Origin of the sequence: Saccharolobus shibatae B12, assembly GCF_019175345.1 — an archaeon.
GTDB classification, from domain to species: Archaea; Thermoproteota; Thermoprotei_A; order Sulfolobales; family Sulfolobaceae; genus Saccharolobus; species Saccharolobus shibatae.
Genome location: NZ_CP077717.1, coordinates 917,006 through 935,890, shown reverse-complemented (window position 1 = coordinate 935,890; position 18,885 = coordinate 917,006). Strand labels below are relative to the sequence as shown.

Sequence of the window (18,885 nt, the reverse complement as noted above, 5' to 3'; positions counted from 1 at the left end):
TAATATGAACGTGAGATTTTCGTTAACTAAAATGTAGAGAAATAAACTTGCCAATAAGGTATTATTATAAATGAAGTTATAACCCGATAGTAATACCAATACCAGGAAAAATGAAGATAATACTAGGTATACCTGACTTGAAAATCCCAGTTTGGACGTTTAAACAACCATTAATGGTTAACCAATTAAACTGGAATAATCTATCTTGGGAAAATGAGACATGGGTAGACTCTGGAGGATATCAAATAATGGTAAAAGGTATAAAGGTTGAAATAGAAAAAGTGGTTGAGAAATATAAAATTTTAGATGCTACACAATACATGAGCCTCGATATACCGTCAAACCCTTGTCATAAACCTTCAGAATTAAATTACAAATACTTCGAGTATCTGTACGGGGTTTTTGATAAGAAAATAGTACCAGTTATACACGCTTATGATGTAGAATCAATAAAGAAGTCCATAGACTTCTATTCCAAATATACTGATCTAGTGGCATTCGGTGGAATTATACCTCCTACCCTCAATAAAAGTGGAAACAAAAAACTCGCAGTTACAATATATCATCTAGTGAGAAAATTATGGAAAGGAAAAATTCACGTATTGGGAGCTGGATCACCATTCATGAGAAAAGTCTACTTTAACGCTAATAGTGTAGATACCTCAACCTATAGAATCAAGGGAATACATGGCATGGTGATTATACCCGGCAAAGGAGAAAGATACGTTGGTGAAAGAAAAATAGTTTGGGGCACTAGGAGAGCGAGTGAAGAGGAATTAGAGAATTTATTATCATTCTTAGATAGGACAAACTATCCGTTTCCAATCAGACTTGATAATTGGGTAGATAGAAGTCTAATTAATGCTTGGGTACTCTTAAATTCAGAATATGAGATTAACAATCCATTAATAGAGTATTCTAAAAAGCTAGATAGTTTCCCAGAAGATGAGATAGAGGAAGAGGTAAATGAGCTCTGCATGCGAGCGACTATATGAATATCTAAAGCCTGATTTTACTAGAATATCTAAAAAAGATAATACGGATGATTTATTCAGACACCCGGTAGTAATGAGATGGCATCATTATTTCCTGGAAAATTGGAATTCGGACAAGGAAATTGGATTGCTATTGCCTTGTACAGTAGTTAAGCCTTATTCATTATCACCAACCCACAAAATAGCCTATGCTACATTAAACAAATATAATTTAGAAGAAAAAGTGCAAGTCTATTCAGTATCGGAACCAATGCTTTTAGTGCCTAAAGAATTAGAGGAATGCTATCCCTTTAATAATTACGATTACCCGCCGAGACTTATGAGTAAAGAGGAGAAAGAAGAGTTTATAATGTTATTAACGAAACCCCTCATAAAAGTAAGTATGTTACACAAGAGATTAATAGGTATACTACCTAGGCATCACTACGAAATAGTCAAAAGGGCAGCTGAAATCTCAAATTTAAAAGTAACAATTTACCCATATGGTAGATTAGCCTTCAAAACCATAGCTAATGTGATAACAAGCATTTCATCATAATTCCAGTAGCTTAATCGTTTAAAAACGTTCTTAAATAATGTTAAATGTTGATGGAAAAGGGAGAGATCATAGGAATAGTACTGCAGAAGAGCGAAGCAAATGAATTGCAAGGGCTAATTAGAGCTGACGAAGAAATAAACATAGGGCAATTGTTATTAATTGATGATTCTGAGAAACTTTCGCTAGTCAGGGTTGAGAATTATGAATTTCTGAACGAGTTCTTTGACGAAAGGGGGGATATAGCTAAGTCAATACTAAAAGAACCATCGATATACGAGATTCTAGATATGAATACAATAATAAAGGCTACTTTGCACTTAATAAAAAAATATGATCATAACACTACTCCTAAACCGGGTTCTTTCGTAAGAAGACTACCAGAAATAAAGAGTGAAAAAGACCTACTTTCATTTTATGGTATAAAAAACAAGAAAGGATTAATTGAGTACGGCGCTTTAGCGGGTTCTGAAATACCATTATTATTAGACCTTAATGCGATAACGATGCATGTAGGAGTTTTTGGAGAGACAGGGAGTGGAAAAAGCTATAATATGAGATATTTAATCAAGCTTCTATCCAACATAAAAATAGGAGATAAGATCACAGCCTTACCGATGATTGTAATTGATGCGAATGGAGACTATATAGATTTAGCTTCGACAAATCTAGACATCGTATCTAAGGGAAGGGGCTGGATAAAAAGGTATATACTAAAGGATCCTAAGGAACAAAATGACATTAAACTCACAATAGATTTGTCCATATTCACTCCTAGAGAATTATCAGAATTCATTATGTCTCTAAAATACGGAGAAGCTTCCTATAACACCTTGCAACTAAATTTCCTAGAGCAAGTGCTAGCAAATCACGATAGTAAGGAATACAATACCCTTCTAGGAACTGCAATAGGAATTGAGAACCTAAGAAATGAGATCCTTACTATGGCTCAAAATAAAGATATAGGAATAACAACAAGCACGGCCAGAGGAATTGCGAGTGCACTAGAAATATTCAAAAACAAGGTGATTAGCAGACTACAACTTGTCAACTCTTCTGCATCTTTAACTGAAAATACACTAGAAGTGATTTGGAGGAATAGAGGTTTAGCAATAATAGACTTCTCTGCTGAGGGTTCACCGGGTATAGACGTCCTTACAAAACAGCTTATCGTGAGTTACATAACCAGATTGATCTTCAATTATCTCACAAAATCCAAATATAACGGCAATCAAAGGTTCTTGGGATTTGTAATAGAAGAGGCACAAAACTACATACCTTCTGTTGATTATCCAGTAAACGCCAACTTGACAAAAGACGTATTAGTAACATTGGCAACCCAAGGAAGAAAATTTGGGGCTTCTTTAATTCTCGTAAGTCAAAGACCGGCATTTATAGATAAATACGTATTGTCGATGATTAACACCTTCTTCTTTCATAGAATATATCACGAAGATGTAAGATATGTGATGTCTGCTTCGGGAGGTTTACCAGAATCGTTGACTAGGAATTTGACATCATTAGAGACTGGACACATAATAATAAGTGGGCTTATGTCAATAATGAAAAGTCCAGCATTGGTAAGAATACCGTGGGATGCTAGGTTGGGATCATACGCTGGAAACGTGGAAAGAATTGATTTAATTTTAAGCGAAGGGTGAAAATGTGAGTTGTTACAAGAGAATAAGTGAGACTGCCTCTGACTCGTCTTACATCTATCAAATTTTCTCTTGCATTAGCGAAAACCCATTATACATTAATAGACTGAGATTTTTCAAGCAGGTTAAGGATGAGATAGACAGGATATCTAAGACTAAACAATCCCCAGAAATAATATCCCTTGTAGCCGATTGGGGTCAAGGAAAAAGCACATTCCTTGACATTATTGAGGAATACGCCAAAAGCAAAAATATTAACGTAATAAAAGTACCTTTTGTAGAACTTTTAAGTAAAACTGAGGACTTATTAACGTTCAGAAATAACGTATATCTTATTGATGAGGTAGAGAGTTCTGTAGATTACTTTGCAGAATATCAAAGCGAGATAAAGGATTTTTGGAGTAAGGTAAAGGAATTAGCTAACTCAACCGGAAATTCAATAGTATATCTTTCCATGACTCCTAGCGCATATTCTAAAATATTTGGAACTGGTGGATTAATTTATAACCTATTTTCAGAGACATACCCTTCGCTCTTAGAAAGAATAAGGAAAGTTAGTATAGAAAATCCATCTAAATTAGAGTTTCTATTGATGTTAAAATGCATGCTAAATATGGCTAACGTAAAGGACTTCAAAATACTCCAATACATGGATTTGCCGTACTGGGTAATAGACCAAGAAAGAAGAAAATACGTAAGGTTCTTCAACGATATATTGTGTGATAATCTTCCTAATATAGATAGAATTTTTAATGAACTAGCCAGATCAGAGAAAGGAATTAGCCTAAATTCAGAAGGGGAGACCATTAAGCTAGATACATTAACGAAAATAGAGAACGAATTGGACTCTCAAGAATCAAGTAAGTTATATAAAGTGCTAATGAGTAGAATATTCACTGACGAAAAACTAATCATAAAACAATTAGAAGGTCATGTAGCGAAGGGAGTACTAATACCATACCTAAAATGGATTGAGATATTCCCTAAAGGACAAGAATACGTAGAGGACTTCCTTTTAACATACTATCAAGATGACTTTCACGTATTTATATCTGATAATATAGAAAGTGTAGTGTACGAAAGTATAGATACAAGCAAATTAAAGGAGAATATTAAAAAACTAACACTATTCAGTAAAACTGAAGCCTATGCATTATCTTGGAACTTCTTTGAGAGCGTAGCGAATACGAATATAGGAGGACTAGTAGTAGAGTTCAAGTCTAGGGAAATACGAGATAAAGCTCTACAGTTCGTAAATACATATATTACAGATAGAGAGAAGGAACTTGAATCACTAGAATATTTTATGGAGGTTCTAGGAATAAAAATAGATAGTGTTAACAGAACCAGAGACTACATAAGGTTTTTAAAAATCGTCGAGAGAAATGACAAAATTACAATCATTTTAGCAAAACCGTCTAACGAGGATGAAATTAGGAGTCTAATAAAAGAGATTAAAGAAAGCGATGATATAATTCACGGACTTATTCTAATAGAGCCTCAAATAGGAAAGGAAGAATTGTCGAAAACTTTAGACGAACTATCAATACCTTTGATAGAACTAAAAATCACCACACCAAAGAAAAGACAGTTATTATATTTACTATTCTCTAAGATCTATGGGCAAAGTAGAATTAGGCTGGATTCCATAGAACTAAGACTAGGTGACTTGAAAAATTCGATATCCTCTCTACTGCTAAAAATAAGAGATAACCTTAATTTGAAACAACTTCCAATACCTAAAAATAAGAGATTAATACAATCGTTCAATTGGATAATATTTTACCCTTCAATTAAGATGGCAAACGCTGATGAAGTGTTCGACAAAGTAAATGACATCATTAATGAGAAATTCAGAATGTATGGAAGTAAGCAATTCCATTTAGAGGATATAGAAACATCAAACACATTTATTGAAGACGTTGTTACTTACTTCTATAATAATTATATAATAAAGATAAGAGCTAATTACATAGATTTCGAAGACTTAGCTGGAGACTCGTTATCCTCATTTTCTAAGCTATTTGCGGGACTTATTAGACAAAAATACAAACAAGAAGCGGAGGATGTTATATTTAATTATATAATGTACTATGTAAACCCACAGGATATAAAAAGAAAGGATAACAAAAATAATCCTTTAGCCTTCGCTTACCAAATTTTTAATCCTGATAAAAAAATTGGACAAAATCCCACTTTAGATTTCCTAGTTTATTCTTCAATAGTTAGTGGTGAAGTCGCCAAGTATTTAAATAAAGATTCAATTTATATGAAAATAAATGACCAGATACGAAAAATAAAGGAAAAACTAGATAATCCATACTCAACTTATGGATACTTCATAACTGCTAAAAAGAGGGGAGCAGCAGTAAGGAGTCTTGAAGAAATGAGAGAAGTTATAGAAACATATGAGAAATCTTGCACTGAAAATAAGGATATAAGGCTATGTTATGATTACCTCTACCTATCGAATATTTATCTGGAATTATTAAGAGAGACCGAGAAATCAGTAATTGAAACGGACAAGATCGTGGAGGAAATCTCTAAGAAATTAGAAGTTGTGGAAAAGGCTAAGAGATATGTTAAGATAAACGAGAAAATAGAGGAAATAGAGAAAGTACGTGAGATAGTTCGAGAACTTAAAGACAACTTCAAAATACACATGGATAAGTTGGCGAAAAGAATTCAAGAGATAAATGAAAGGGGAGAAACGGAATCTTTCAAAAGATACCTTGATTATTTACTTGCTACAATTCATGTTGAAGACAACTCGAATCTTTATTTCATATTATTCAAATTACTGAAAGAGACACTAAATGGCGTAGCAATCGTTGGGGAAGAGTTAAAAGGAACAATAGTAGATGAAATTACATCATTAAGTAAGGTAGGTATTCAATTAAATAATATTGAGACGATTGTAAATGAGTTGGAAAAGATAAGTCCAGAATTACCTAAGTTGAGGGAAAACGTGGAGAGAAACACGCAAAAGATAACGCAATTGATTCAAGAAATAAAGGAGGTTCTAGAAGAACATGGATTTAGCTGAGTTTATAGAAAAATTGACCCAATATAAGCAGAATTTGGACGTAGAAAAGCTTAGAGAAGAAGATAGAAAAATTACTGAGATGATAGAGGAATTAGAGGTATCTAAACAAAGTCTGAAGGAGTCTCTAAAGAAATTAAGGAGCTTAGAGAAGAAGATAAACGAATTAAATAAATATGAAGATAATCTTGAGGAAATTAAAGCAGATATAGAGAGGCTAGTTAAGCTCAATTCCGCCGAAGAGATAATCAGATACGTAGAGAAGGTAAAAGGGAAAATTGACAGCTTAGAAAAGGATGTAGAACAAGATCTGAATAAGATAATAGACGATAAGATTAAGAACATCGAGGAAATAAATGATAGACTAAAATTGTATGCGAAAATTTTGTATCACTTTCTTAAAATTCAGAAAGATGTAAAAACTTTTAGTATACCTAAGGAGAAATCACTTTCTAAGCTAAATGAAGTCGAAATACAAGCTAAACAACACCTCAATGAACTGTACGAGATTATCGTTAACGAGTTAGGAAAATTAAATCTAAACGAGAATGAGATTAACATACTGATAATACTAATAGACAAAGGCGAAATAAAGATTAGTAAAGATAATTTAGAAGAGGCTATTAAGGTTATGAAAATGCTTGTAGAGAGAAATATTTCGATAAAGGTGAAAGTTTGAATATTAATGAGATAATCAAAAAGGTAAATGAGCTAGCTACCAAGGATGTTGATGAGAGAGGAAAGATAAACATGGCAACTAACTTGATTTTTGACGATATTACATCAAATAATTCGGAATTAAAAATAGGAATACTTGACGAGATTATAAATTCTGACCACATAGCATGTGCAGTAGATGGAAGTAAATATGAAATAGAGCTAAGTGATGTAACTCTTATCCTAGCTAGAGCTGTGAAGATCTTAGGGAAAAAGAAGGATAAAAAGAGTGTTCCGTCTGAGATAGCTGAAGATTTCAAAATAATAGAGAATTACTACGATAAGAACGTAATATCCAATAAATCCATTCTATTTATGCTTAGTTTAGAAACTGGTTTAATTGAGAAGTGTGAGGATTGTGACGTGATATTTATCGATGGACCTATAGTGGATCCTCCCACATATTATGAAGAGGACGTTGAGATAGAAAATATCTTATCGCTGGATAAGTTAGCACTATATCGTTCCACAGTACTTAGAAGATTAAAGGGTAAGAACAAATTAATCATGGGAATAGTAAAGAACTTCTCCCATAGAATATTGATTAAGGAATTTTTAAATAGTTATCCGGCACTGATTAAAGCAAGGGAGAATTACATAATATCTAATATTATATATAAATATAGACTCGAAAAGTCTGAGTTTAATAAACCAATCTTTCTAGGATGGATAAATTGGGACTCGTTAATAAATAATCAGATAATATTAGATGATCTAAAGGGGATCTTAAAGGCTTATAATCAATATAAAAATGTGTTTAACGATTCACTCTCCATATACTCTATCTATTACCAGTATAACATAACATCACCAATAGCTAGAATAGATGTGTTAGTTGAAAAGGAACCTGACTTCACGCCAATTAAATATTTGAACACATGGGCTATGCAAGGTGTTAGAGAAGTTACGTTATTGAATAAATTAGCTGACGAACTTTCGGAAATAAATTCACAAGATGCAAAAAAATACGCATTACTATTTAACCTAGCTAGAGAAAACTATTTGGATATAAACGATAAGTTAGCGGAATTAATGATGAGAAAGACTTAGATGATAGATGAAGACTCCTAGTCCAGCTGACTATTTGGTTTCAGTTTGTAACTTTTTTGAAAGAGTTGATAAAGCAGCACTAGTACCTAGAGTAGGGTATATTTCATTTCCTGCAGGAACTACTATTATTAAACCTCCTCTTTGTGAAATGTCTGATAATGTTTCCAAAAACCTCAACTGTAATGCTGATGGATTATCCTTGTAATAAGCAGATGCATCAGCTAAAATACTTGCAGCTTGCCTTTCACCTTCACTTAGTATTACCTTTGCTCTTCTTAATCTCTCTGCCTCAGCTTGCTTCGCCATAGCAGATAGCAAATCTTGAGATAATCTAATATCTCTTATAGTTACAGCAGTGACTTTAATTCCCCACCCTTCAGTCGTAACATCTAAAATTTCTTGTATCCTCTTATTGATCTCTTCCCTTTTACTTAATAGCTCATCTAATTCCATTTGTCCAACAATATCCCTCAATGATGTCTGAGCTAAATTTAGTACTGCTACATTATAGTTGTAAACGCTTAATACTGCTTTTTGTGGGTCAACCACTTTATAATACACTACTGCGTCTACACTTACAGTAACGTTATCTCTAGTTAAGATAGTTTGAGGTGGAACCTCAACAGTATTTACTCTTAGATCTACTATCAATGGTCTATCAACAAATGGTATAAGGAATATGATTCCAGGGCCTTTTACTCTCAAAAATCTCCCTAATCTCAATACAACAGCTCTCTCCCATTCTCTGACTACTCTAAATGACATGGCAATAAATATAATTATTATAATGATTAGAAATACTATGCCTACTATGTCTCCTACATTAATTGCCAAATCTTACTACCTCCAAATATATAACTATAATTTGAACCTTATTAATATTGCTGAAATAACCATACCTATTACAAAAGCTAAGATGTAAAGTATAATATACAAGTTGACACCAAATTGGGGAGGGCTTGAAGTAGTGGAAGTTAACGTGGTAGTAGTTATGGAAGTCTCCTGCTTTGACAATATAGACTTTATACCCTTCTTAAAGGAATTTTGGGCAGAGTTAAGGAAATTCAATAAATCTTGGTAGTATGAATGAAACTTGCTAGAAAGCGAATTAAGGATTGGTGAGGAAAAATAATATGCCGAAGATAGCGTAAAGTTGCCCGGAAAATAAACTACGTAAAACGAGTAATTATTATTAGGAAATACCGCAATTCCAGAGGAGTTTGTTAGTGCAGAAGATACTACTGAAGGAGGAAATCCAGTTTCTAAATAAACCGCTTGCCCAGACAATGACTTATTACTTATTGACAATTTCACAGTTATTCTATCACTAGTCTGATTAACCAAAACGTGGGGAGGGATTGGCCATAATACTGAAGGAACGTTAAGCCCACTTGTCTCAATTGCCATAGGCGAGAATACACTAGGAAAAGTGGAGTATATCTTAACCCCAAATGCCGCCTCTGCAGTATCAAATCCAATAGAGTAAGCATTGGGTACAATACTTAAACTATTGCCATTGAAATAATACAAATTGGCTATGCTACTCACGTTCATAAAAACCACACTACCACCACCTGGTCCTCCCCAAACTAACTCTAGATCATTTGGCAACCCTAGTAATGAAAGACCGCCTAACTGGAATAAGCCTATTAGGGGATATCTGAAGTAAATCCCTCTTTCCCCATTTATATCATATCCAAAGTCTAATGTAGAATTAACTATTTCCATAAATAGACTTATGGAAAGGGGTAAGTTTACCTTGAACGTTGGACCTTGATAACAAATTACACCAAGGCCTTGATATACTATCGAATTTCCTGTGGTATTACTAAAGGGGCCGGAAAGATTCCAAAGATTTACTATCAGTGTAGCATAAAAGGTATTATTTGATATTTGATGAAATAGGATTACATTTTGTGCCCAATACTTTCCCAATACCATAGCGTTTAATTGAAGAGATGCGTTCCCCGTAGTGAAATATTCTCCTCCCGGTAAGTATGAGCTACCTATATTTAAATATGAAATATTGATCCTACCCATAACAAAATCTGTATAGATCACTGTATTCAAAGGATAACTGGTTACTCCAGAAGGAAAAGCCAGAGAAGAGGGTTGTGAAATGGTATGTATTGTCAAGGGCATTGATAATGGCAACAATAGAATTATTATGAGCAGAACCTTATACATCACAAATATATACCAATTAAGCTAATAAAAAATCTGTGGCACACCCAGTAGCAATCACCTTGATAATTATCGCAGTTTTAATCGCAATTTTAGTCGTTACTGGTTACATCTCTGACCCTATAATAGATATTCCTACGTTAGCCCTACTAGGTTTCTTAACATATCGGGTTATTAACGTTGTTATAAAAACTAGAGGAAGAAACTTATACTCCTATGAGGGAAAAATTGGAAAAGCAGTTGACGATATAAAATCTGGACAAGAAGGGTATGTAATAGTAGAGGGTGAGTATTGGCGAGCCTTAGCTCTAGAGGATATAAAGAAAAACGAAGATATAGTAGTTGTGAAAAGAGAGGGAATGAAACTAATGGTAAGAAAGAAGGTGAGTGACATTGAAACCAGTAGAGTATAAAAAATTGATAGATATGCTTACTAGAAGAGGTTTTGACGTTAGGGAAAACGGAGAAGAATTGCTAGCAATATTTTACCCCCCAACGATAGAAGAAGCAGGAGGGGAAGGAGAGATGCCAAACCAACGATACTATGTTATAAAGTTTAAGATAAGAAATGGATTAGCATACTACGATTCTACAACGCTTATGGAAAACGATAATCCCATAAAAGTTTTAAACATAGATGAAGTTGAACTTTGGTTAGAGTCATTTTTAGGTGAATAGTTATGTACCTATTCGTATATGGAAGTTTAAGATATGGTTTCGAGCTAAATCATCTAGTAGCTAAATCAAGGTTTATAGGCTTAGGTTATATAGAAGGTTATGAAATGTACGATTTAGGAAATTACCCAGGTGTAATTAAAGGTGATGGTATAGTTTGGGGAGAAGTTTATGAGATAGATGAAAATCTAATTAAATTACTTGATGAGGTAGAGGATTATAAAGGATCCGCAGATGACTTATATGTAAGAGAAAAAACTAGGGTATATTTTGATCAGAAAAGAAAATATTACTTAGATAATGTATATTTTTACAGATACAACAGAGAAATAGCTAACGATATGGAGAAAATAGAAGACGGTGATTACTCAGCGTGGAGCGGAATGCCCATAATTGTGAACTATTTTGCATATGCTGAAAATACTAATGAGAAGATTTTACGTCAGCGTGGAGTTGACATAATGTTAAGTGAAATTCCAGCCTATATGAAAGGCTATAGGCTGATATTTAACATACCTTGCAAATACGGTTATTGCGCAAACCTAATAGAAGACGAAAACGGCGTAATATGTGGATATTTGCAAAAGGTATTTCTTCATACTTTAAACTCCTTAGATAAAGCTGAACAACACCTAATAAAGTATATTAGAGAAGTTGTGAAAGTTTACGATAGAAATGGGAAGGAGTATTTTGCATATGCCTACGTCTCTAGCCACAAAGAGGATAGAGAGAAACCAAGCGAAGAGTACCTAAAAATAATTAGAGAAGGGCTAATGAGAGGATGGGGAAATGAGTGTGTAAGCACTGGATTATATGATGAGCCTGGCGTATCTTGACTGATGAAGAACGAACTCGGTTCTGATGATTACTTTCAGACTGTAGCCTAAGAGTAAATTCAATCTTAAGTTAAGAACGTACCAAACCTTTGTCTTATTACATGATTGTTTGTAACTGGTTAACCGTAATGAAGTGTGCAAGATCGTATAAAATGCTTATTTTACCAAAAAGATTAATTGATATATTAAGTGAGAGTATGAGCCTAAAAGAAGCTTATACCCAATATAAAAACAGGAACTTAAATTACGCATTAAAATTATTAGATGAGTTAATCACACAGGATCCAAATCTAAAGGAAGCTTACTCCCTAAAAGGGAAAATACTCTTTGAATTAGGGAAACTACAAGAGGCTTACGAGAATTTTCAGAAGGCCGAAGATAAAATTGGAATGGCAAAAGTACTCATAGCTCAAGGACTTTATAGAGATGCACTAACATATTTAGATGATAATTCGAAGGAGTCTAGTAAACTAAGAGGACTGATTTATTTAAAATTGGAAAATTACGAAAAAGCCCTAGATGAGATTAAGACTATAGAAGATGAGGATCCTTTAGTATATAAGATAAGGGGGATCTCGGAACTTAAATTAGGTAGATATAATGATGCAATAATTGACTTAAGTTTTGCAATTGAGAAATATCCTACTGACGCTGAATTGTACTTTTATAGGGCTTTGGCTCAAAGAGGATTAGGAAACTATAAGGAAGCAGAAAGTGATTTGGAAATGGCAATTAATCTAAACCCATACTATGCAGAAGTATACTTTAGTTTAGGAGAATTAAAGGAAAGTAGGGGATTATTACAAGAAGCAGTGGATATGTACTCTAAAACAATCAATATCAATCCATTATATAGAAGTGCATACGTAAGGAGAGCTAAATCTCTAATGAAATTAGGAAGGGAAGATGAAGCCTATGCTGATATTCGAAAAGCTAACGAGCTGGATAGCTCTTAAAGTTAAATACCTTAATAGTGTATAATATACACGATGAAGTGTTCAACGAAGTCAATAAGGGAAATAAGAGGTTTCTCATTTCTTGTACCTAACTGTGAGTCAAATCTCCTTCGAGAGAAATTCGAAAGTTTTAGAAAGTTAGCTAATGAAGAAAACAAAACCTATATTATAAGAATAGCTGATTCAAATTATTTCAAATTTGAAGTACTCATGCTTCCTAATTCACTTACATTACTCACAATATCCACTGTAAGAGGGACAAATAACATAAATCTAAGAGATTTTGAAATGGTAGATGAATTACAAACTCTGGCATGTTGTGCATATCAAAAAGAGGAATTGAAAACTGCTACATCAAACTTCTTGTCACCTACAGCACAGATTGCAGAGGCAGAGGTTGTAGACTTAATTAGTACAGATGAGGAATTTGAATGTCAAACTGAGTGCAATAACGTTTCTTGGAATGAAATAAAATTACCAGAATCCACTGAGGGAAAATGGACAACTACGGAATTAGCTTCTACGGGAAGACTCTACTTAAAGGCATTATCTGGACAAGCCAAATTCTTAACAATATCAACTGAAAGACCACAGAACTCGATAAAGTTTACAAGTATGGAGAGATTAGGAGCTCTATGCTGTTTCCTAACTGAGTTAAAACGAAAGTTAAATGAATGTCCAGCACTAAAAGAAGTTTTACAGCCCTATTTGCAAGCAGAGACAGGACGGAAAAGGAGGAAAAGATGAGCGAAAAAGTAACTCCGATATTCAGCTTAGGAAATTTCGTTATGGATAAGTTAGGTAACGTAACACAATACACTTTTTTCTATTATTATGACCCTGAAAATTATTACGCAAGTCTAACAAGAGAAATGGTGAATAAAGAAATAGAGGTAGTTAAGCGAAACATGCAGAGTTTTTTAGATGAGGAAAAGATAATAATAAACGATAGATTAACAAGAGCTAAAGTAGTTAGTACAGACATTTTCCTTTTAGATATAACCCATCCCGTTATTGAGTTTATAATAACATTTAGGGGAAAAGTAAGGAAAGGATTAAACGTTTATGAAAACTTCTATGAGGAGGAGGTTACGGAGTATCCATATGAAGTAATATGGAGATTTCCTGGAAAAATACTAAACGTTAAAATGAAAGGGCAGATCAGTATGTTAGAAAACTTCCTAAAAATCAAAGTAAATAAAGGAGTTAAGGTTGGCGGAAGAGAACGTATTGAGTTCTTTCTAACTTCTTGAAATCTTGATAAGTATGGTTAATGGACCAATGCACAAAAACGCTATTGTCATTTAACATGTCAATTCGTATTATAAATTGCTAGTTTTCATTTTGTAAAGTTCATCAATTTTTATAGCTAATTTATAGTCAAGATCTGTTAATCCTCCCACATCATGGGTTGTTAACTCCACTATTACTTTATTATAATAGACACAAACATCAGGGTGATGATCTAAAGCATCGGCTGATGGTTGTATATCTTTCAAGAAATCTATTGATTGCTTAAAATCCTTAAACTTGAATTCCTTCTTAATCTTCTTTTCATCCTCTAATATTAACCAGCCGTTACTTTTAAGTTCCTCTAGTTCTTTCGACGAAATCCCAACCATAAAAAATATAAGTAAATGAGAGTTAAAAAATAGCTTGTTATAAAGAATCACTTAATTTCTGCTAAGAATTTCTTTACTAAAGCTATAACTAGAGGAATTAATGCTATCGCAAAAGCTATCGCTAGACCCCATGATAAAGCGTATATTATTGATGTAACGTTTCCGAAGGGTTCAACTATTATGGCTATTGCAATTAGTAGTATAATTATATACAATATTAATCTGCCATAATTTGCCACATAGGCTAGGTCTGGATTAGAGTTCGCAAAGGGAACTAGCACTTTATCAATCAGGGCATATGCTGCGTATAATATTACTGCACCTAATATTACTGCATAAAAGACATAAGGATCAACATAGGGTATAACACTAAAAATTGCTAAGGCTGCAGCAACAGTTATGATTGCGGCATATAGACCAAACCTCAGAACGTTAAATATGGCAGTTATTAAGTCATCTTGAGATTTAGCTCCTATTTGCCTCTGCATGTAATCAACTAAAATATTAACTAGAGTTAAGCCTATGGTAAGGAGTACTATAGCCCCAGCTAACTTAGGCAAATAATTAGCTATCTGTTGAACATATCCAGAAGCTGCTCCTAGTTGTAGAAAAGAAAGAGCTATTGACAGTGCAATTAATATGATTAACGCCTTCACTGTACCTGCTATTATGTCAACGCTAGCTCTAACGTGTTCTTCTCTAAAAATCCTACCTAAGAATGCCCTAATGGAATACGATACTATATTAGCTATTATATAACCTATTAATAGTATTATTACAAACACTATTATAGAAGGTATTGCGTCAATAATACTAGTCGCTATCCCAGATAACGCTTGGGAAACCGATGTTTGAGCCGATACTATTATCACAGCTATCACTATTCTATATCTATAGAGAATAGTTTATTTAAGACTATCTTAAAGTAAAACGTACATATAAGGACATGTTTAATAATCAGTAATAATCTTTTCTATTTTGTCAATAATATTGGATAACTTCTTTTCTTCCTCTTTTAATTGTGTTAATCTTCTTCTTAATTCCTCTCCCCTTGAAAGTTTTTCCTTAATATCACTAGCAAATTTGCCAATGTATTTGCTTCTTAGTTTACCATCCTCCCAATACCTTAAGTAATAGTAGACATTTCCGTTAATCGTCTTTACCTCAAGATGTCCGTTTGGTAATTCTTCTAATTCTTTTTCAACTTCCTCAATTTCCTTTCTTAGTTCATACAATCTTTCTTCTAGCCTCTTAATTTTCTCCCACATCATCAAAATCACCAATACTTATACTATCTTCAAAAGTCTCATTAAGTGCCCTTAACACCTTCTCCTTATCTTCCACTAAAGCGTACTTCTTGACTCCACCAGCTCTACCCCTATTAACTATCCTTATCTTAACTATCCCAAACATATCCAATTCTGATATTATGTCTGAAAATCTTCTATACGACAAAGGTTTTTGTTTAAATTTATTACAAAGATCAGTATACATTTTGTGAGCAGACATCACGTCTTCTGACTCTATTAGACTTCTTAAAGCCAATTTATAATGAAAAGGAAGGGCTTTTACGGCCTCTATAAGCCTCTCTTGTTCATAATCTACGATCGCCTTATCTACGTGCTCTTTTTTAATCATGCCCCCACCAGAAGCTAGCTGAGCTGCTCTAAAAAGTAAATTGACTGCCTTTCTTGCATCACCATGTTCTTTAGCAGAGATAGCTGCGATATAACCTAGTATATCATCATCATAGGTACCTTTTATTAAACCATATTCTGCGTACTTTGAAAGGATAAATTTCAGTTGTTCTGCGTCATATGGTTTAAAGATAACTGAAGGACCTAAGGATGATAAAACTCTAGGCTCCATATAGTCACGAACATTTATGTCATTACTAATCATTATAACTGATATATTAGCATCAGACCTAAGCAGTTGATAAAGTACTATATCTCCCCCTCTTCTCTTAACCAGTGTGTCAACCTCGTCAAGATATATTATGGCCTTTATGTTCCTAGTACCATTTTTTATCTTATCAATGTACTCACCTAGATTAATACCATGCTTAGGGACTGAAAAACCAGTCAATTTGCCTGCTAAGGATGATAATACTGCCTGTGGTGTTCCACCGACTTCTCTACAATTAACATATGCTTGTTTTACATCCTTATATTCCTCATCCTCATTCTTAACCTCCTCAATCTCGTTATATATGTATTTACTCACGAAGGTCTTCCCAGTACCGGTTAAGCCAAGAAATAAGTTCGAAAACTTGACCTCATTCTTAACGAAATACCTAATGGCTATTGCAGCATCCCTTAATATATCCTCTCTGAACGGAATTTCCTTAAATACAGATAACGGATCGATAAAGACCTTAGGGTTTTTTATAACTTCACCCTTACCACCTTTCAGTGTTTCCCTTATCACATACACTTCTAATGTTTCTACTGTTAAACCTGTTTCCTATGACCGTATTGGTAATATCTAGAGCACAGGTTATATCAATATTACTTCAAAATCGAGGTTTTAACCATTTTGTATAATTTATAGAATGAAAATAACATGTAAGTAATCAATAAAATAAAAATAGCAAAAAGAAGCAATAAAATAGATTGGAAGAACAACGAAACAACTTGTAACGTAGGCAAGTACTCGATTAAAAAATAAGGATATAATTGTAGCAATGCTATGATAAATGCGAGTTTACCTGATCCGAAAGAGATCCTAGCAATAAGATACAGTAAATACGATGTTGAAAAAGAAACTGCCAGGGTAGACTTTATAAACGTACGCCTAATAACCGTGGCCACATACATAGGTTAAAAAAGTTACTTATTAATCTTTTCAAAACTGTTAGAATCTTAACAGTATAGAATCTAAAAATAATTTGCTCTCATTGCGAGGTAATATAACCGTATAGAAGCGATTAGCGTCATTTAGGTAGTCATTTTCTGGAAAATTTTAGTTAATAGTGATATTTAACTCCCCAGTTATACAGTAAATTTCTGACGTTCTCTGTACTCGACATACCCTATAAGCAACTCAAGTAATACGTTTGCATATAGTAGTACTATTTATAAAGAGACACACTGTTAATTTCCTCTGAATCATTGCGATCAAGGAAAAGAAAAAGAAAGATATTTGTATAATTTAGATTAAGCAAAAGGAAATGATTTTCATTGGAAACAGAGGAAATTCACAGAGAGACAAATAAAGAAATTAGGGTATGAAAGTGATGTAGAAACAGAGGAAATTTACTGTAAAAATTAAGATAATGTATCGATTATCGATATTAGTTCATCAGTATATTCAGTTGTCGATAATGCCTTTACACCCATAAATCTGGCCAGATCTTGTGTAACCTTCTTTTGCTTTATGGACTCCATAATTGCAGAATCTATTAAGTCAGCAGCTTTATCCCATCCCATAAATCTCAACATTAATTCTCCACCTTTTATTATTCCCGTGGGATTGGCAACGTTCTTACCAGCGTATTTGGGTGCTGTACCATGTATCGCCTCAAACATGCCTCCAGTATCACCTATATTTGCACCACCTAACATTCCAATATTTCCTACCAATGCTCCTGCTGCATCTGATATGTAATCTCCATTTACGTTGGGAGCCAATATTATGTCGTATTCGTCCGGCCTGATAATTATCTGTTGGAACATATTATCAGCTATCCTGTCATTTATTATAACTCTCCCAGAGGGAGGTACTCCATTATAGTTCTTTGTTATCTCTTCTTCAGTAATAACATAATCTCTGAACTCTTTTGTAGCGACTTCATATGACCATTCTCTAAATGCCCCTTCAGTGTATTTCATTACGTTACCTTTATGCATTATCGTAACTTTCTTTCGTTTATGGTCTATAGCGTACTTTATGGCCATTCTTGCAATTCTTTGTGTCTTAAACTTGCTGATAACTTTTATACCAATTCCAGTATCGTCTTCTACATCTACTCCTAGCTCTTTTTTGAGAAACTCTCTAATTTTTTTAGCTTGTTCACTATCGTAAGGATACTCTATTCCTCTGTATAAATCATCAGTATTTTCCCTAAATATTATCATGTCAATCTTATCTGCGTTCTTAATGGGGCTCTCTATTCCTGGAATGTATTTTACTGGTCTTATATTCGCGTAAAGGTCTAACATTAATCTGATTGCAACGTTGATAGATTTCCATCCCTTGCCTATTGGCGTTTCTAAGGGCCCCTTTAACAAGACCCTATACTTCTCTATCAATTCCTCCGTCTCTTTAGGAAATCTATTTCCAGTTAGTTTTTCCGCCTTGTCTCCAGCTAGAGCTTCTACCCACTTAATTTCCCTACTAGATCCATAAGCTTTTTCTACCGCTTTGTCTATGACCTTCATGGCAGCTTGTGTTATTTCTGGTCCTATTCCATCTCCTTCAACGTACAGAATTATTGGCTTGTTGGGTACAATCCATTTTCCATTTTCAAATTTAATTACTTCTCCATCTTCTGGTATCTTTTGCATCAAAGTCTAACTCTACTATAGAAATTTAAAATCATTGCTGACATTTCGGCATTAAAGGGTAGTTTATTCTGATCTTTCACCAACAGTTTCAAGGTTCCCATGAAGT

At 33.8% G+C, this 18,885-nt stretch carries 20 protein-coding genes; 12 read left to right on the top strand and 8 right to left on the bottom strand.

Features of this window, described 5'->3' with window-relative positions; all coding sequences use genetic code 11:
* Positions 1–110: 110 nt before the first annotated feature.
* The 6 genes from J5U23_RS05170 to J5U23_RS05145 are packed head-to-tail and all read left to right on the top strand — an operon-like array spanning position 111 to position 7,998.
* Positions 111–995 carry a tRNA guanosine transglycosylase family protein gene (locus J5U23_RS05170; RefSeq protein WP_218261347.1) on the top strand — a complete coding sequence of 295 codons (885 nt, stop codon included), beginning with the start codon at positions 111–113 and terminating at the stop codon, positions 993–995.
* A complete protein-coding gene (locus tag J5U23_RS05165; RefSeq protein ID WP_218267169.1) occupies positions 967–1,533 on the top strand; it encodes a DUF5591 domain-containing protein in 567 nt (188 codons plus the stop codon). The genes J5U23_RS05170 and J5U23_RS05165 overlap by 29 nt, the downstream gene beginning before the upstream one ends.
* A 44-nt stretch (positions 1,534–1,577) precedes the next feature.
* On the top strand, positions 1,578–3,191 hold the full coding sequence (locus tag J5U23_RS05160) for an ATP-binding protein (protein ID WP_218267168.1): 1,614 nt from the start codon (positions 1,578–1,580) through the stop codon (positions 3,189–3,191).
* A gap of 4 nt (positions 3,192–3,195) precedes the next feature.
* Positions 3,196–6,234 carry a P-loop NTPase fold protein gene (locus J5U23_RS05155; RefSeq protein ID WP_218267167.1) on the top strand — a complete coding sequence of 1,013 codons (3,039 nt, stop codon included), beginning with the start codon at positions 3,196–3,198 and terminating at the stop codon, positions 6,232–6,234.
* A complete protein-coding gene (locus tag J5U23_RS05150; RefSeq protein ID WP_218259749.1) occupies positions 6,221–6,910 on the top strand; it encodes a V-type ATP synthase subunit I domain-containing protein in 690 nt (229 codons plus the stop codon). Before J5U23_RS05155 ends, J5U23_RS05150 begins: the two co-directional genes overlap by 14 nt.
* Positions 6,907–7,998: a DNA double-strand break repair nuclease NurA gene (locus J5U23_RS05145; RefSeq protein ID WP_218267166.1), complete on the top strand. Its 1,092-nt coding sequence runs from the start codon at positions 6,907–6,909 to the stop codon at positions 7,996–7,998. Before J5U23_RS05150 ends, J5U23_RS05145 begins: the two co-directional genes overlap by 4 nt.
* Positions 7,999–8,028: 30 nt before the next feature.
* Here the strand turns inward: J5U23_RS05145 and J5U23_RS05140 are convergent, their stop codons facing one another.
* Entirely contained in the window at positions 8,029–8,832 is an 804-nt protein-coding gene (locus J5U23_RS05140; RefSeq protein WP_218259747.1) for a slipin family protein, read from the bottom strand.
* 24 nt (positions 8,833–8,856) lie between these two features.
* Positions 8,857–10,185 (bottom strand): thermopsin family protease, encoded by a 1,329-nt coding sequence (locus tag J5U23_RS05135; protein ID WP_218261343.1) that lies wholly within the window; start codon positions 10,183–10,185, stop codon positions 8,857–8,859.
* Positions 10,186–10,220: 35 nt separating this feature from the next.
* Here J5U23_RS05135 and J5U23_RS05130 point away from each other — a divergent pair, with 35 nt between their 5' ends.
* From J5U23_RS05130 to J5U23_RS05105, 6 genes are all read left to right on the top strand, one after another.
* The gene (locus tag J5U23_RS05130; protein ID WP_218259745.1) at positions 10,221–10,595 is read left to right on the top strand and encodes an NfeD family protein; all 375 of its coding nucleotides are present in this window, start codon (positions 10,221–10,223) and stop codon (positions 10,593–10,595) included.
* 13 nt (positions 10,596–10,608) lie between these two features.
* On the top strand, positions 10,609–10,860 hold the full coding sequence (locus J5U23_RS05125; protein WP_218261556.1) for a hypothetical protein: 252 nt from the start codon (positions 10,609–10,611) through the stop codon (positions 10,858–10,860).
* A 2-nt stretch (positions 10,861–10,862) separates the two neighbouring features.
* Complete coding sequence (locus J5U23_RS05120; RefSeq protein WP_218261342.1) at positions 10,863–11,693, top strand: gamma-glutamylcyclotransferase; 831 nt, start codon at positions 10,863–10,865, stop codon at positions 11,691–11,693.
* 128 nt (positions 11,694–11,821) lie between these two features.
* Positions 11,822–12,649, top strand: a complete 828-nt coding sequence (locus J5U23_RS05115; RefSeq protein ID WP_218267165.1) for a tetratricopeptide repeat protein — start codon at positions 11,822–11,824, stop codon at positions 12,647–12,649.
* A gap of 33 nt (positions 12,650–12,682) precedes the next feature.
* Positions 12,683–13,396, top strand: a complete 714-nt coding sequence (locus tag J5U23_RS05110) for a hypothetical protein (RefSeq protein ID WP_218267164.1) — start codon at positions 12,683–12,685, stop codon at positions 13,394–13,396.
* Positions 13,393–13,902 carry a hypothetical protein gene (locus J5U23_RS05105; protein ID WP_218267163.1) on the top strand — a complete coding sequence of 170 codons (510 nt, stop codon included), beginning with the start codon at positions 13,393–13,395 and terminating at the stop codon, positions 13,900–13,902. Before J5U23_RS05110 ends, J5U23_RS05105 begins: the two co-directional genes overlap by 4 nt.
* A gap of 69 nt (positions 13,903–13,971) precedes the next feature.
* Here J5U23_RS05105 and J5U23_RS05100 read toward each other — a convergent pair whose 3' ends face one another.
* The 6 genes from J5U23_RS05100 to J5U23_RS05080 form a co-directional block, all read right to left on the bottom strand.
* Positions 13,972–14,271: a 4a-hydroxytetrahydrobiopterin dehydratase gene (locus J5U23_RS05100; RefSeq protein WP_218259740.1), complete on the bottom strand. Its 300-nt coding sequence runs from the start codon at positions 14,269–14,271 to the stop codon at positions 13,972–13,974.
* Between the two features lie 47 nt (positions 14,272–14,318).
* Positions 14,319–15,152: a mechanosensitive ion channel family protein gene (locus tag J5U23_RS05095; RefSeq protein WP_218267162.1), complete on the bottom strand. Its 834-nt coding sequence runs from the start codon at positions 15,150–15,152 to the stop codon at positions 14,319–14,321.
* Positions 15,153–15,221: 69 nt separating this feature from the next.
* A complete protein-coding gene (locus tag J5U23_RS05090) occupies positions 15,222–15,542 on the bottom strand; it encodes a hypothetical protein (RefSeq protein ID WP_218267161.1) in 321 nt (106 codons plus the stop codon).
* Positions 15,523–16,707 (bottom strand): Cdc6/Cdc18 family protein, encoded by a 1,185-nt coding sequence (locus J5U23_RS05085; protein WP_218267160.1) that lies wholly within the window; start codon positions 16,705–16,707, stop codon positions 15,523–15,525. The genes J5U23_RS05090 and J5U23_RS05085 overlap by 20 nt, the downstream gene beginning before the upstream one ends.
* A 74-nt stretch (positions 16,708–16,781) precedes the next feature.
* Positions 16,782–17,090 (bottom strand): hypothetical protein, encoded by a 309-nt coding sequence (locus J5U23_RS15690; protein ID WP_244988826.1) that lies wholly within the window; start codon positions 17,088–17,090, stop codon positions 16,782–16,784.
* Between the two features lie 450 nt (positions 17,091–17,540).
* A complete protein-coding gene (locus J5U23_RS05080; protein ID WP_218267159.1) occupies positions 17,541–18,779 on the bottom strand; it encodes an NADP-dependent isocitrate dehydrogenase in 1,239 nt (412 codons plus the stop codon).
* Between the last annotated feature and the right edge of the window lie 106 nt (positions 18,780–18,885).